Origin of the sequence: Methylobacterium sp. E-025 (assembly GCF_022829705.1) — a bacterium.
GTDB lineage: Bacteria > Pseudomonadota > Alphaproteobacteria > Rhizobiales > Beijerinckiaceae > Methylobacterium.
The window spans coordinates 23,564-38,049 of the sequence record NZ_JAKSYR010000152.1 but is presented as its reverse complement, the minus strand read 5'-3'; the positions used below and the strand labels follow the sequence as shown (position 1 = coordinate 38,049).

At 71.0% G+C, this 14,486-nt stretch carries 14 protein-coding genes; 6 read left to right on the top strand and 8 right to left on the bottom strand.

Annotation, left to right across the window (positions count from 1 at the left end; genetic code table 11):
• Positions 1-26 precede the first annotated feature (26 nt).
• Positions 27-2,132 (bottom strand): putative bifunctional diguanylate cyclase/phosphodiesterase, encoded by a 2,106-nt coding sequence (locus tag MKK64_RS22270; RefSeq protein ID WP_243937442.1) that lies wholly within the window; start codon positions 2,130-2,132, stop codon positions 27-29.
• Between the two features lie 175 nt (positions 2,133-2,307).
• Here MKK64_RS22270 and MKK64_RS22265 point away from each other — a divergent pair, with 175 nt between their 5' ends.
• Entirely contained in the window at positions 2,308-3,240 is a 933-nt protein-coding gene (locus tag MKK64_RS22265) for an alpha/beta fold hydrolase (protein WP_147728414.1), read from the top strand.
• Between the two features lie 111 nt (positions 3,241-3,351).
• On the top strand, positions 3,352-4,572 hold the full coding sequence (locus MKK64_RS22260; protein WP_243937428.1) for an ABC transporter substrate-binding protein: 1,221 nt from the start codon (positions 3,352-3,354) through the stop codon (positions 4,570-4,572).
• A 264-nt stretch (positions 4,573-4,836) separates the two neighbouring features.
• Here the strand turns inward: MKK64_RS22260 and MKK64_RS22255 are convergent, their stop codons facing one another.
• The 3 genes from MKK64_RS22255 to MKK64_RS22245 all read right to left on the bottom strand — a co-directional run bounded on the left by MKK64_RS22255 (position 4,837) and on the right by MKK64_RS22245 (position 6,855).
• On the bottom strand, positions 4,837-5,964 hold the full coding sequence (locus MKK64_RS22255) for a beta-ketoacyl-ACP synthase (RefSeq protein WP_243937427.1): 1,128 nt from the start codon (positions 5,962-5,964) through the stop codon (positions 4,837-4,839).
• Positions 5,961-6,452, bottom strand: coding sequence for a 3-hydroxyacyl-ACP dehydratase FabZ family protein (locus MKK64_RS22250; protein WP_147727327.1), 492 nt, complete (start codon positions 6,450-6,452; stop codon positions 5,961-5,963). Before MKK64_RS22250 ends, MKK64_RS22255 begins: the two co-directional genes overlap by 4 nt.
• 94 nt (positions 6,453-6,546) lie before the next feature.
• Positions 6,547-6,855 (bottom strand): acyl carrier protein, encoded by a 309-nt coding sequence (locus MKK64_RS22245; protein WP_147727326.1) that lies wholly within the window; start codon positions 6,853-6,855, stop codon positions 6,547-6,549.
• Positions 6,856-7,096: 241 nt separating this feature from the next.
• Between MKK64_RS22245 and MKK64_RS22240 the strand changes: the two genes are divergently transcribed.
• Positions 7,097-8,200: an AI-2E family transporter gene (locus MKK64_RS22240; protein ID WP_147842508.1), complete on the top strand. Its 1,104-nt coding sequence runs from the start codon at positions 7,097-7,099 to the stop codon at positions 8,198-8,200.
• A 96-nt stretch (positions 8,201-8,296) separates the two neighbouring features.
• On the opposite strand, the gene MKK64_RS22235 is transcribed toward MKK64_RS22240, so the two are convergent.
• Both MKK64_RS22235 and MKK64_RS22230 read right to left on the bottom strand, forming a co-directional pair.
• Positions 8,297-8,980 carry a metal ABC transporter permease gene (locus tag MKK64_RS22235; protein WP_243937426.1) on the bottom strand — a complete coding sequence of 228 codons (684 nt, stop codon included), beginning with the start codon at positions 8,978-8,980 and terminating at the stop codon, positions 8,297-8,299.
• Between the two features lie 138 nt (positions 8,981-9,118).
• The gene (locus MKK64_RS22230) at positions 9,119-9,805 is read right to left on the bottom strand and encodes a helix-turn-helix transcriptional regulator (RefSeq protein WP_243937424.1); all 687 of its coding nucleotides are present in this window, start codon (positions 9,803-9,805) and stop codon (positions 9,119-9,121) included.
• Between the two features lie 73 nt (positions 9,806-9,878).
• Here MKK64_RS22230 and MKK64_RS22225 point away from each other — a divergent pair, with 73 nt between their 5' ends.
• Complete coding sequence (locus MKK64_RS22225) at positions 9,879-10,481, top strand: glutathione S-transferase family protein (RefSeq protein ID WP_243937422.1); 603 nt, start codon at positions 9,879-9,881, stop codon at positions 10,479-10,481.
• 106 nt (positions 10,482-10,587) lie between these two features.
• Here MKK64_RS22225 and acnA read toward each other — a convergent pair whose 3' ends face one another.
• Together acnA and MKK64_RS22215 are read right to left on the bottom strand one after the other, a co-directional pair.
• On the bottom strand, positions 10,588-13,299 hold the full coding sequence (gene acnA, locus MKK64_RS22220; RefSeq protein ID WP_313898932.1) for an aconitate hydratase AcnA: 2,712 nt from the start codon (positions 13,297-13,299) through the stop codon (positions 10,588-10,590).
• A 267-nt stretch (positions 13,300-13,566) separates the two neighbouring features.
• Entirely contained in the window at positions 13,567-13,773 is a 207-nt protein-coding gene (locus MKK64_RS22215; RefSeq protein WP_147727329.1) for a hypothetical protein, read from the bottom strand.
• A gap of 211 nt (positions 13,774-13,984) precedes the next feature.
• On the opposite strand from MKK64_RS22215, the gene MKK64_RS22210 reads away from it, so the two are divergent.
• The gene (locus MKK64_RS22210; protein WP_243937418.1) at positions 13,985-14,209 is read left to right on the top strand and encodes a TraY domain-containing protein; all 225 of its coding nucleotides are present in this window, start codon (positions 13,985-13,987) and stop codon (positions 14,207-14,209) included.
• On the top strand, positions 14,193-14,462 hold the full coding sequence (locus MKK64_RS22205; protein ID WP_243937416.1) for a type II toxin-antitoxin system RelE family toxin: 270 nt from the start codon (positions 14,193-14,195) through the stop codon (positions 14,460-14,462). The genes MKK64_RS22210 and MKK64_RS22205 overlap by 17 nt, the downstream gene beginning before the upstream one ends.
• The last annotated feature ends 24 nt before the right edge of the window (positions 14,463-14,486 follow it).

Here is a 14,486-nt window from a genome sequence, read left to right as displayed (position 1 = left end):
ACAATCCGGAGTTGTATATGCTGGTCTCAGGCTGCGGCGGCTTCGTCGCGCGCGGCCGTCAGCATCGCCGTGATCTCGTCGGCCGTGCGCGGCCGGCTGAACAGGAAGCCCTGCATCTCCTGGCAGCCCTCGGCCCGGACGGCGGCGAGCTGTTCCTCGGTCTCGATGCCCTCGACCAGTGTGGTGATGCCGAGGCTGGTGCCGAGGCTCACCAGGGCGCGGATGATCGCCCCGGCCTCGGTCGCCTTCCCGGCATCCTGGACGAAGGACCGGTCGATCTTGATCTTGTCGAAGGGGAAGCGGCGCAGGTAGGTCAGGCTCGAGTAGCCGGTCCCGAAATCGTCCATCGAGATGCGGATGCCGGTCCGGCGCAGCAGGTGAAGGGTCTCGAGGTTGGCCTCGGTGTCGTCGAGCAGGACGCTCTCGGTGATCTCGAGCTCCAGCCGGTCGGACCGCAACCCGCTCGCGGCCAGGGCGAGCAGCACCGTCTGCGCGAAGGTGCGGTGGCGCAGCTGCACGGCCGAGACGTTGACGGCGACGCTGATCCCGCCCGGCCAGGCGACGGCGTCGCGGCAGGCCCGGTTCAGCACCCATTCCCCGAGGGCGACGATCAGCCCGGTCTCCTCGGCCACCGGGATGAAGGTGGCCGGCGGGATCAGCCCGCGCTCCGGATGGCGCCAGCGGACCAGGGCCTCCAGGCCGGTGACCCGGTTGCTGTCGAGGTTGACCAGCGGCTGGTAATGCACCTCGAACATCCCGTGCTTCAGGGCGTCGGCGAGGTCGCGCTCGATCGCGCGGCGGACCTCGGCGGTCTCGTCCATCGCCGCCTCGAACAGGCAGGCGGTGCCGCGGCCCTTGCCCTTGGCGTGGTAGAGCGCCGTGTCGGCGTTCTTGAGCAGGCGGTCGATGTCGTCGGCCGCCTCGTCGGCGATGGCGATGCCGACGCTCATGCCGATCTCGACGGTGTAGCCGTCGAGATCGTAGGGCGTGCTCACCAGCTCGATCATCCGCTCGGCCAGGGCCAGCGCGCCGGCCGCGTCGGCGACGCGGTGCAGCACCGCGAACTCGTCCCCGCCGAGGCGCGCCACCAGGTCGCCGGTGCGGACCCGCGCGCAGAGCCGTTCGGACACCGCGCGCAGGAGCGCGTCGCCCGCGCCGTGCCCGTGCGTGTCGTTGACCGCCTTGAACCGGTCGAGGTCGAGGCAGAGGATCGCGAGCCGCGTGGTCTCGCCCGCACGCCGCGGCTTGCCGAGCATGCTGAGGCCGTGCTCGCGCAACGCCGTGCGGTTGGGCAGGTCGGTGAGCGCGTCGTGGCGCGCCATGTGCGCGATCCGCGCTTCGTTGCGGCGGCGCTCGGTGATGTCCTCGAAGGTCGAGACCCAGCCGCCGTCCTCGATCGTCCGATAGCACACGGCGAGGATCCGGCCGTCGGCGAGCTCGCGCTGGATCGGCTTCGGGTCCGGGTCGAGCAGGGCCTGGCGCGTGCCCTCGCACAGGGCGTCGACGGTGGTGCCTCCGCGATAGCAGCCGGCCCCCACCAGCATCGCGCAGATCTCGCGCTGGGACATCCCGATCCGCAGGGCCTCCGGTGCCAGGCCGAAGATCTCGCAATAGCGCTGGTTGTAGACGACGAGGCGTGCCGCCTCGTCGAACAGGCACAGGCCCTGGGTCATGTTGCTCAGCGCCGCCTCGAAGCGCTTGTTCTGCTCCACCAGGCTGGCGTGCGAGGTGCGCAGCTCCGCGAGCGCGTCGGCGAGGGCACTGCGCGCCTGGCCCTCGGAGCTGATGTCGGTGCCGGTGCCGCGATAGCCGCAGAAGGTCCCGTCCGGCGCGACGACGGGCTCGCCGCTGATGCGGAACCAGCGCACGTGGCCGTCGGGATGGGCGTAGGGATAGATGAAGCCGGTGAAGGCCTGCCGCCGGTCGAGCGCCGTGAAGTAGGGCTCCCAGAAGCTGCCGTCGCCGCCGTTCGCGGCGATCGTCATCCGCGACGTGCCGGTCAGCGCGCCGGCGGTTCGGCCGAGGAAGCGTTCCACCTCGGGAGACAGATAGGTGAAGTTCTGCGCGGCATCGGTCTGCCAGACCCAGTCGGAGTCGATCCTCGCGAGCTCTTCCAGGGTTTGAACGGGCATTCGGGCACCATCAGTCGTGATGCGACCCTCCACGACAGGGATTAAGATTTTATTCGCATTCCCTGCCGCGCGTGGGCGCATCGCCGCCGGAGCCCGACGCCCCTGAGCGCGTTTGACGCTGGCGCGCGACGCCGCCACCCGCGGGGCGCGATCGGCGAAGGTTGGAGCAAGGCCCATGTCGAGCGGTGGCGACGATCTGTTTCCCGGGTTCGAGGCGCTCTGGACCGAGGCGGCCTGGGGCAAGGCCTTCGCCCGCGTCGGCGGCCCGGCGGATGCGCCGCCGCTCCTGCTGCTCCACGGCTTCCCGCAGAGCCACGCGCTCTGGCACCGCATCGCCCCCGACCTCGCCCGCGACCACCGCGTGATCTGCCTCGACCTGCCGGGCTACGGCTGGTCGGCCGCTCCAGAGGGCGATCCGGCCCACGACGGCTACTCCAAGCGCCGGATCGGCGGGGCCATCGTCGCGCTGATGGAGCGGATCGGCCATGTCCGCTTTGCGCTCGCCGGGCACGATCGCGGCGCGCGGGTGGCCTACCGCCTCGCCCTGGACCAGCCCGCCCGCGTCTCGACGCTCGCGCTGCTCGACGTCGTGCCGACGGCGGTCCAGTGGGAGCGGATCGAGGCCGCGCCGGGCGCCAACCCGCACTGGCCGTTCCTCGCCGAGCCGGCCCCGAACCCGGAGACCGCGATCGGCAGGGATCCCGACGGCTATTTCCGGACGCTGATCGCCGGCTGGACGTCGGCCAAGGACCTCTCGGCGTTCGACCCGCGCGCGCTCGACCTCTATGCCCAGGCCTGGTCCGTGCCCGAGCGCATCCATGCGATGTGCGAGGATTACCGCGCGGGCGCCGGCCCCGACCGCGCGGCCGACCGGGCCGACATCGCCGCCGGGCGGACCTTGGCGATGCCGGTCCTCGTTCTCGCCAGCAGCCGCTACCTGGATCGCGACAAGCCGGAGACGGCGCTCGCGGCGTGGCGGCGGACGCTGGCCCCGAACGCGGTCGGCGCCGAGATCGAGTCCGGCCACTTCCTGGCCGAGGAGAACCCGGCCGCGACCCTCGCGGCGCTCCGCCCCTTCCTCGAGAATGAAGCTCCGCGCAAAGCGTAACACGGAGGGCGACGCCCGCCGTGGTTGCGCGGCCGCCCTTCGCCTAGCATGCGCCCCGGACCGCCCGAACGGCGGCCGATCGACAAGATCACGTCTTCCGGGAGGATACGCATGACCAAGGGACAGGTCCGTCTCGCGCTGGCGGTCGCGCTCGCCGCGCTCGCCGCACCCGCCGCCGCGCAGGGCTTCTCGGACGGCGTCGTGAAGATCGGCATCCTCAACGACCAGTCCGGCACCTACGCCGAGTTCGGCGGCCGCTCCTCGATCGAGGCGGCGCGGAAGGCGGTCGAGGATTTCGGCGGCCCGATGAACGGGACGCCGATCGAGCTCGTCGCCGCCGACCACCAGAACAAGCCCGACATCGCGTCGGGCATCGCGCGGCAATGGTACGACCGCGACAACGTCGACGCGATCATGGAGCTGACGACCTCGTCGGTGGCGCTCGCGGTCCAGGGCCTGTCGAAGGACAAGCGCAAGATCACCATCACCACCGGCGCGGCCACCGCCGACCTCACCGGCAAGGCCTGCACGCCCTACGGCTATCACTGGGCCTACGACACCCACGCGCTCGCGGTCGGCACCGGCGGCGCCCTGGTGCAGCAGGGCGGCGACACCTGGTTCATGCTGACCGCCGACTACGCCTTCGGATACTCGCTGGAAGCCGAGATCGCCCGCTACGTCACCTCGAAGGGCGGCAAGGTGCTGGGCAACGTCCGCCATCCGCTCTCGGCGCAGGACTTCTCCTCGTTCCTGCTCCAGGCGCAGGGCTCCGGCGCCAAGGTGATCGGGCTGGCCAATGCCGGCCTCGACACCTCCAACAGCATCAAGCAGGCCGCCGAGTTCGGCATCGTCGAGGGCGGGCAGCGGCTCGCGGCGCTGCTGTTCACCCTGGCGGAGGTGAAGGGTCTCGGCCTCAAGGTCGCGCAGGGCCTGACGCTCACCGAGGGCTGGTACTGGGACCTCACCGACGAGACCCGCGCCTTCGGGCAGCGCTTCATGAAGCGCACCGGCAAGATGCCCAACATGATCCACGTCGGCACCTATTCGGCGGTGCTGCAATACCTCAAGGCGGTGAAGGCCGCCGGGACCGACGAGACCGAGGCGGTCAACACGCTGCTGCACACGATGCCGGTCGACGACGTCTTCGCCAAGGGCGGCAAGGTGCTGCCGAACGGGCGCATGGTCCACGACATGTACCTGTTCGAGGTCAAGAAGCCCGCCGAATCCAAGGGCGAGTGGGACCTCTACAGGAAGCTCGCCACCGTGCCCGGACCGGAGGCCTTCGCCACCGCCGAGGCCAGCGGCTGCCCGCTGACGACGGCGGCGAAGTAGGACCGGAAAGCAGGGACGAAGCGGCCGACCCGTGGCGGCCGACCCGTGGCGGCCGACTCCCATCCCCCCCCCCTGATCCTGAGGTGCGGCGCGAGCCGCCGCGAAGGAGACCTCGAAGGAGACCTCGAAGGAGACCTTGAGGGATCGCGCGTCGGCGGGAGGCCTCCTTTGAGGGCCGCCGAGGCGGGCGCCTCAGGATGAGGCGGCGGGTGGGAGTGACCCTTGCCGAAGGCGCATCGGGGAGACTGTCGCGACGGCCGCCGCTCAGACGGCCATCAGGCGCAGAACGCCCTCGCCGCGGCGGTGGCCCACGGCGGTGACCGCGACCTCCGACAGGCGGCGATCGGCCACGAGCCCGGCGGCCAGGGCGGCCCCGAACGGCGCCGTCACCTCGAGGCCGTGGCCGATCAGGTCGCCCAGCGCATGGACCGGCCGGTCGGGCGCCAGGGCGGACAGGCGCGCGTGCTCTTCGCCGGTGATCGCCGCGACGCCGGTGGCGCCGGAGACGACCGCTTGCGCCTGCCCGATCCCGGCCTGCCGCCACAGGGCGTCGAGGCTGGTCGAGACGCTGCCGGGCGCGCGCCGGGTGCGGTCGCTCGCGACCGGTCCGAGGCGGGCGAGCGCCCGCGCCCCACGGGCCGCGGCGGTCTCGGCGGCTTCGAGCATCAGGAAGGCCGCGCAGCTGCCCAGGATGAACCCGGGTGCGTCGTCGCGGGCGAAGACCGCCGCGTAGTCGGGCTTGCGCAGGAAGCCGCCCATCTCGTGGACGACCATCACGTCCGGCCGCTCGGCGCTGTAGGACCCGCCGACCAGCATCGCGTCGATCTGGCCGGAGGCGATCCGCGCCTGGCCGATGCGCAGCGCGTCCACGCCGGCCGCCTCCTCGCCCATGAAGGTGCGCGACGCGCCGCTGACGCCGTGGACGATGGCGATGTTGCCGGCGAGCAGGTTCGAGAGCTGCGCCAGGAACAGCGTCGGCCGCAGGTCGTTCTGCAACCGTTCGTTGAGATAGGCGCCGGGATCGGCGGCATCGCGCAGGCCGGTGAGGATCGCCCCGTCGACCGCGTAGTCGCGCTCGCCGCCGCCGGCCGCGACCACGAGGTGGAGCGCCTGCTTGAAGGCGGCGTCGTCCTTCACGCCGGCCGAGTCGAGGGCGAGCCCGGCGGCGTAGACGCCGAGGCGCTGCCACGCCTCCATCTGCCGCTGGTCGGACTTCTTCGGGATCTGACCGTCCCAGGCGAGCGCCGGCGCCGGGTGGACGGGATAGGGCGCGAACGTCGTCGCGTCGGTCCGCGGCGGCGTGCCGGCCGCGAGCGCGTCGAGATGGGCGGCCAGGCCCTCGCCGGCACAGGAGACGAGGCCGATCCCGGTGACGACGACGGCGCGGCTCATGCGGGTTCTCCTGCCGGGGCCTCCGCCGGATCCCCGTCCATCACCAGGCCGATCTTCGCGGTGCGCGCGCGCATCAGCGCGTCGAGCCCGTCCGGGAACGGCATGGTGCGGAAGCGGAGCTCGGCATCGGCCAGGAGCTTGCCGTCGTGGCGGATCGCGGCCTTGGTCACGGCGTAGCCCGAGCCGTCATGCTCCAGGCTCGCGGTGACGCTGAGCGTCGCCCCGGGGCCGACGAAGGAGCGGAAGCGCGCCTTGTCCACCGCCATCAGGAACGGCATCTGCGCGAAGTTCAGGTGCGCGAGCACGAGGTAGCCCGAGGCCTGCGCCATCGTCTCGGTGAGCAGCACGCCCGGCACCAGCGGATGGCCGGGGAAGTGCCCTTCGAAGACCGGGCTCTCCATCGGCACCTGGGCCAGGGCCTCGATCCGGCCGGCGGCGCGGTCGAGGCTCACCACGGAATCGATCATCTCGAAATATTCGAGGCGCATGGGCTGCCGATCCGCAGGCTTTCGGAGGGTCGTTCGGTCCGGGCGTCGCCGCCCGGGTCTTGCCGGTGCCGGTCTCGGTGCCGAGACCCCGGGATCAGACCTTGGCGGCCTTCTCCGCGACCAGCGCGTCGATGCGGGCGCAGAGGTTCTTCAGCACGAAGTACTCCTCGGCCGGGACCTTGCCCTCGTTGACTTCCTGGGTCCAGCGCTCGAGCGGCAGCTTGATCCCGAAGGCCTTGTCGACGGCGAACGCGATGTCGAGGAAGGCGAGGCTGTCGATGCCGAGATCGTCGATCGCGTGGCTCTCGGGCGTGATCTTCTCGCGCGGGATGTCGGCGGTGTCGGCGATGATGTCGGCCACGCGCTCGAAGGTGGCGGTGCCGGTGCTGGGCTGGTCTGACATGCGTTCTCGCCGAATCGGGATTGGTGCGACGGGCCGCCGCCGGTGCTCGACGCGGCGCCCCCATCCGCACGGCCCAGTGGCGGAGGGCGCCGCGCGCCGCCCCGTCATGTGGCCGCGACCTCTACACGAGGGGGTCCGGCCCGGCAACCGTGCCGCCCCCGGGGCCCGGATTCCGCGTATGGCAAAGGTCCCGCGGCGGCCTACATGAGCGCGCGGCGGATCGCGCCGGAGGACCCGCCTGATGGACCAGACGCTTCGCACCGAACACGCGCCGCCGCTTCCGCCGGTGGAGAAGGCCAGGGGCCAGGGCGTCGCCCGCGTCGTGCTGGTGCTGGCGCTCGCCGCCCTCGGGCTCTGGATCCTGTCCGGCTTCCTGCCGGCGCTGGCCTGGGCGGTGGTGCTCGCGATCGCGCTGTGGCCGCTCTACGTGCGCGTCGAGCGGCGCTTCCCGCCGGGCGGACACAACGTCGTGCTTCCGCTCGTCGCGACGCTCCTCGTCGCCCTCGTCTTCCTCGCGCCGCTCGTCGTCCTCGGCATCCAGGCGGCGCGCGAGGCCCACGACGTCCTCGACTTCGTGCGCGCGGCCGAGAAGGACGGCATTCCGGTGCCGGACGTCGTCAACCACCTGCCCTACGGCGCGGCGCAGGCCTCGGCGTGGTGGAGCGCCAACCTCAGCCATCCGGATGCCGGGTCCGACATGCTGCGCAGGCTCGACAACGATTCGGTGATCGGGGTGTCGCGCAACGTCGGCAAGGAGGTGGTGCACCGCATCGTGCTGTTCGGCTTCAGCCTGGTCGCGCTGTTCTTCCTGTTCCGCGACGGCCGCACCATCCGCGATCAGGTCCTCGTCGCCTGCAACCGCCTGTTCGGGCCGCGCGGCGAGCGGGTCGGCCGGCAGATGGTCGCCTCGGTGCACGGCACGGTCGACGGCCTCGTCCTCGTCGGCCTCGGCGAGGGCGTCGTGCTGGGCATCGTCTACTACTTCGCCGGCGTGCCGCACCCGGTGCTGCTCGGCGCGTTCACCGCGGTCGCCGCGATGATCCCGTTCGGCGCCGCGCTCGCCATCGCCATCGCGGCGCTGCTGCTGGTGGCCGCCGGCTCGGTGAAGGCGGCGGTGATCGTGGCCGTGGCCGGCTTCGTCGTGACGTTCGTGGCCGACCACTTCGTGCGCCCGGCGCTCATCGGCGGCACCACCAAGCTGCCGTTCCTGTGGGTGCTGCTCGGCATCCTCGGCGGGGTCGAGACCTTCCACCTGCTCGGCCTGTTCCTCGGCCCGGCGGTGATGGCGGCGCTGATGCTGCTGTGGCGCGAGTTCACGGTCGGCGCGGACGCGAAGGCTCCCTGACATGCGAACGGCCGCGGGATCCGAGATCCCGCGGCCGTTCGGACATGATCAGTCAGGCGCGGCGGCACGGACCCGCGTGCCGCCGGCGCCCCGGGATCACATCGGCGGGGTGAGGCCGTCCTTGCCGACGGCGATCAGCTTGCCCTCGATCTTCGATCCGGCCTTGTCGACCACGGCGAAGATCTTCGATCCGGGCATCAGGATCGCCTTGTCGGCCGGCTCGAAGGCGACGATCGGCGCGGTCGGCGGCACCTCGATGGTCTTGGCCGCACCGTCCTTGCCGTAGCCGACGGTCAGCGTCTTGGTGCCGGAGGCGCCGGCCGTGTCGGCCTTCACCGTGCCGTTGGTCATCGCGCTCTTGACGCGCGGCGTGCCCGACTCGGCCTTGACGGTGCCGTTGGTCATCGAGCTCTTCACCGCCGTGCCGCCCGCGGCGGTGTGGTCGGTGATCGAATCCCAGCCGTAATGGCCCTCGCCGGTGCCGCGCATCGACTCGGGGAACAGCACCACCTCGAGCGCCGTCATCGGGTTCTCGCCCTTGGTCGCGGTGCCGATGAAGACGCCGTCCTTGATCTGGTCGAGGCTCGACTTCACCACCCAGGCGAACTTGGCGCCGCCGACGTCGACGGTCTCGGTCGCGCCGTCGACGGTCCTGATCGTCACCATGCCGCCGTCGGCCTTCTCGATCGTGCCGCGGACGCGCTCCAGCGCCTGGGCCGAGAAGGCGGCGCCGGACAGGGTCATCAGGCCGGCAAGGGCGAGGACATTCAGGGTCTTCATGGGGCATCTCCCGGTTGTGGTCGGGAGGTTATGGGGCGGCGGCGGCCGCAAAACACCCTTGCGCACAATCTATTCGCGGTCGCCGGCTCTTATTTGTGGCTCAGACGCGCATCGCCCGGCCGGCGCGCCCGGCCCGCATCATCCGCGGCGGCCGAGCTCGGCGACGTAGCTGCGCAGCAACGCCACCCGTCGCGGGCGGAAGCTGGTGCCGGCCGGTTCCGCCGCCGCGATGCGGTCGGCGCGGAACATGCGGAACGCCGCGCGCAGGCAGCACCAGGCCAGCACCGTCATCTTGTCGTCGAGGTAGACGATGGAGAGCGGCAGGATCGTCCGCACGGTCGTCGCTCCGTCCTTGTCGGCATAGCGGATGGTCACCGCCTCCTCGCGCCAGCACCCGGTGCGGATCGTCGTCATGTCGAAGGTCGCCGGGTAGCGCGTCCCGAAGCGGCGGACCTGCGACACCGCGTGGAGCAGGTGCTGCTCGCGCCGGTCGGACAGCGTCGCCGCGACCTTCGCCAGCACCGAGGCGGCGGCCTCCGCGAGCGCCGGGTCGCCCATGTGGCGGACCTCACCGAGACCCAGCACCAGGGCCTCGATCTCGATCCGGTCGAAGGTCTGCGGCGGCAGCGCGACGTCCTCGACGAGGCGATAGCCGTAGCCGCGCTCGCCCTCGATCCCGGCGCCGGCCGTGCGCAGGCTGTCGATGTCGCGATAGATCGATCGCAACGACACCCCGGTCTCCTCGGCCAGCCGGGCCGCCGTCACCGGCGCCGGCAGGACGCGCATCGCGTGGAGCAGTCGGAGAAGCCGGTCGGCTCGGGCCATCGTGCAACTGACGGAAACTGGCAGGAGACCTTGGCTAGACCATCCCCTGCCGACCCGCCAGCAGGAGATCGCCGTGATCACGCTCTACCATTCCCCCAACAGCCGCTCGACCCGCATCGTCGCCCTGCTCAAGGAGCTCGACGCCCTCGACGACGTCCGGATCGAGCGGGTGACCATCCCGCGCAGGGACGGGTCGGGGACCCGCGATTCCGGCAACCCGCATCCCGAGGGCAAGGTGCCGCTGCTCGACCACGACGGCACGCTGGTCCGCGAATCGAGCGCCATCGTGCAGTACCTCGCCGAGCTGTTCCCGAAGGCCGGGCTCGCCGTCCCCCACGGGCACAGGCAGCGCGGCGCCTATCTCGGGTGGCTCGCCTGGTACGCGGGCGTGCTGGAGCCGGTTCTGATCGTCGAGGCCGCCGGGCTGGATCACCCGTTCCTGACGCAGACGTTCCGGAACGGCGCGGAGGCCAGGGCACGCCTGGCCTCCGCACTCGCCGGCGGCCCGTTCCTGCTCGGGGACCGCTTCACCGCGGTCGACCTGCTGCTGCACTCGCCCTTCGCGTGGTTCGGCAAGCCCGGCGTGCCGGCCATCGATGCCTGGGTCGATCGTTGCACCGCGCGGCCCGGCGCCGCCTTCGCGGCGGCGTTCGACGCGGCGCAGGCGGCCGCCTGATCCGACCGGCACGCACCACATGAAAAGAGCCGCCGCGGGACGGACCCGCGGCGGCTCGACGACGTGTCGTGAGGCCGGGCGACCCGAGGGCCGCCCGAACCGAGCTTCAGGCTGCGAGCGAGCGCAGCACGTAGGGCAGGATCCCGCCGTTGCGGAAGTATTCCAGCTCGTCCAGCGTATCGATGCGGCAGGTCAGCGGCACCTCCTGCTTGGTGCCGTCGGCCGCGGTGATCTCGGCCGTCAGGGTCTGGCGCGGCTTCAGCTCGCCGGCGAGGCCCTTGATCGTGACGGTCTCGTCGCCCTTGAGCCCGAGCGAGGCCCACGAGGTCTCGCCCTGGAACACCAGCGGCACCACGCCCATGCCGACGAGGTTCGAGCGGTGGATGCGCTCGAAGCTCTCGGCCACGACCGCGCGCACGCCGAGCAGCTTCGTGCCCTTGGCCGCCCAGTCGCGCGACGAGCCGGTGCCGTACTCCTTGCCCGCGAAGACCACGAGCGGGGTGCCGGCTTCGGCGTATCTCTGCGCCGCGTCGTAGATGTACATCTGCTCGCCCGAGGGCTGGAACAGGGTCCAGCCGCCCTCGACCACCTGGCCGGCGGGATCGCGCACCATCTGGTTCTTGATGCGGATGTTGGCGAAGGTGCCGCGCATCATCACCTGGTGGTTGCCGCGGCGGGTGCCGTACTGGTTGAAGTCCTGCACCCGGACCTGATGCTCCTGCAGGTAGGCGCCGGCGGGCGAGGCCGCGCGGATGTTGCCGGCCGGCGAGATGTGGTCGGTGGTGATCGAGTCGAGGAACAGGCCGAGGATGCGGGCGTCCTGGATGTCGGTGATCGGCGCCGGCTCCTTCTGCATCCCCTCGAAGTAGGGCGGGTTCTGCACGTAGGTGGAGCCGCCGTTCCAGGCGAAGGTCTCGGCCTCGGTGACCTCGACCCCCTGCCAGTTCGCGTCGCCGGTGAAGACGTCGGCGTAGCGCGACTTGAACAGCGCCGAGGTGATGTTCGCCTCGATGAACTGCGCCACCTCGGCCGTCGTCGGCCAGATGTCCTTGAGGTAGACCGGCTGGCCGTCCGAGCCGGTGCCGAGCGGCTCGGTGGTGATGTCGATCTGCATCGAGCCGGCGAGGGCGTAGGCGACGACGAGCGGCGGCGAGGCGAGGTAGTTCGCCCGCACGTCGGGGTTCACGCGGCCCTCGAAGTTGCGGTTGCCCGAGAGCACCGCCGCGGCCACCACGTCGTTGTCGTTGATCGCCTTCGAGATCGCGGCCGGCAGCGGGCCGGAATTGCCGATGCAGGTGGTGCAGCCGAAGCCGACGAGGTTGAAGCCCAGCGCATCGAGCGGCTGCTGCAGCCCGGCCTTCTCGAGGTACTCGGCGACGACCTGCGAGCCGGGCGCCAGCGAGGTCTTCACCCAGGGCTTCGAGCGCAGGCCCTTGGCCACCGCGTTGCGGGCCAGCAGCCCGGCGCCGATCATCACCGACGGGTTCGAGGTGTTGGTGCAGCTCGTGATCGCCGCGATCACCACGTCGCCGTGGCCGATGTCGTAGTTCGCGCCCTCCACCGGGTAGCGCTTGGCGATGTCGGCCGCCTTGCGGAACTCGGTCTCCATCGAGCCGGCGAAGCCGGGCTTGGCGGCGTCGAGCAGCACCCGGTCCTGCGGGCGCTTGGGGCCGGCGAGCGAGGGCCGCACGTCGCCCATGTCGAGCGCGAGCGTGTCGGTGAAGACCGGGTCGGGGGTCTGGGCGTCGCGCCACATGCCCTGCGCCTTGGCGTAGGCCTCGACCAGCGCGATGCGCTCGTCGGTGCGGCCGGTGACCTTCAGGAAGTCGATGGTCTTGCTGTCGATCGGGAAGAAGCCGCAGGTCGCGCCGTATTCGGGCGCCATGTTCGAGATCGTGGCGCGGTCGGCGACCGCCATCTCGTCGAGGCCGGGGCCGTAGAACTCCACGAACTTGCCGACCACGCCCTTCTTGCGCAGCATCTGCGTGACGGTGAGCACGAGGTCGGTGGCGGTGGTGCCCTCGGGCAGCTTGCCGGAGAGCTTGAAGCCGACGACCTCGGGGATCAGCATGGACAGCGGCTGGCCGAGCATCGCGGCTTCCGCCTCGATGCCGCCGACGCCCCAGCCGAGCACGGCCATGCCGTTGACCATGGTGGTGTGCGAATCGGTGCCGACGAGCGAGTCGGGATAGGCGATCTCGGAGCCGTCCGAGGCGTCGGGGTCCCGCTTCGTCCACACGGTCTGCGACAGGTACTCGAGGTTGACCTGGTGGCAGATGCCGGTGCCGGGCGGGACCACGGAGAAGTTGTCGAACGCCGACTGGCCCCACTTGAGGAAGGTGTAGCGCTCGCCGTTGCGCTCGTATTCCAGCGCGACGTTGTCGGCCAGCGCCTTCGGCGTGCCGAACTCGTCGACGATCACCGAATGGTCGATCACGAGGTCGACCGGCACCAGCGGGTTGATCTTCTGCGGGTCGCCGCCGAGGGCCACCATCGCGTCGCGCATCGCGGCGAGGTCGACGACGGCGGGCACGCCGGTGAAGTCCTGCATCAGCACGCGGGAGGGGCGGAAGGCGATCTCGGTCTCGGTCTTGCCGCGGTTGTCGACCCAGGCGACCGTCGCCTCGATGTCGCCCTTCCTGACCGAACGGTCGTCCTCGTAGCGCAGGAGGTTCTCGAGGATCACCTTCATCGAGAACGGCAGCGCCGTGGAGTTGGCGAGCCCGTTCTTCTCGGCCTCGGGGATCGAGTAGTAGGTGTAGGTCTTGCCCGCCGCCTGAAGCGTCTGTCGGGACTTGAAGCTGTCGATGGAAGCCACGGCTGGTCTGATCCTCGCTGGCGTTTGTCGAACACGCGCAGGCATAACCCGCGCCACGAAACCGGTGTTCGGCCTGACTGCGCTCGCAGGGAGCGCGCGCCGCCCCGGGGGTGCCCGGGCAGGAGGGTGCGCGAGGAGCGAATTGGACGCTCGAAGGTCGCGCGGCGCAGCCTGGGGACCGTATAGAACGATTCGAATCTGCCCGCTACCGGGTCGCGGGTGACAGTGCCGCGAGGCTGTCCGCCCGTGTCCTCGGTCCCGTCCGGCTCAGGCGGCGGCTTCCGGCGCCGGGCCGCCGAAGCAGCGCCGCACCGCCGCCCAGAACGCGGCCTGCTCGTCCGCGGTGCAGCGCGCGACCCGCGCCTCCACCATCGCGCGGCCGGCGAGCGCGTCGGGATCCCGGGCCATCTCGGCTTCCGTGCGGACCCGCGGGTCGTTCACGCGCAGCTTCGCGGATTGCGACGGCTTGGTCATGGCGACATCCTCCGTGTCGGCGGTGCGTCCCGGCGTCCCACGATCGCGGAACGCCGCTTGCCCGATGACGGTGAGGTTGCGCGGCTCCTTCGTCTTGCGCAATCGGGCAAGGCGGCGAGGGTGCCGTGGGCTCGTCGTGCAAGAGGGCTTGGTGCCGAGAATGGACGGATGCGCGCCGCCATCGTAAGCCTGACGCACCTCGGAGACTTCCATGCTCGCCCTCGACCTGCCGCCGGAGATCGAACGCCGCCTCGACGCCCTGGCCCGACGCACCGGCCGCAGCGCGGACGATCACGTGCGTGAGGCGATCCAGGACCACCTCGACGAGATCGAGGACGTCGAGCTCGCGGAGAGCCGGGTCGCAGCCCTGAAAAGCGGCGAGAGCCGGACCGTCACGCTGCAGGCGGTGATGGATCGGCATGGCTTGCCGGATTGAGTTCGAACGGTCCGCGGAACGCGAACTCGATAGGCTCGATCGTGAGGCCGCCGCGCGGATTCTCGGTTTCCTGCGGGATCGCCTGTCGCCCCTGGACGATCCGAGAAGCCTCGGTGAGGCGCTCAAAGGTTCGCGGCTGGGCGGCCTCTGGAAATATCGGGTCGGCGATTACCGGATCATCGCTGCGATCGACGACGCGACCGTCAGGGTCGTCGTGGTACGGATCGGCCACCGGCGCGCGATCTACCGGTAGATCGAAGCGTTTCATTCTCTGAAC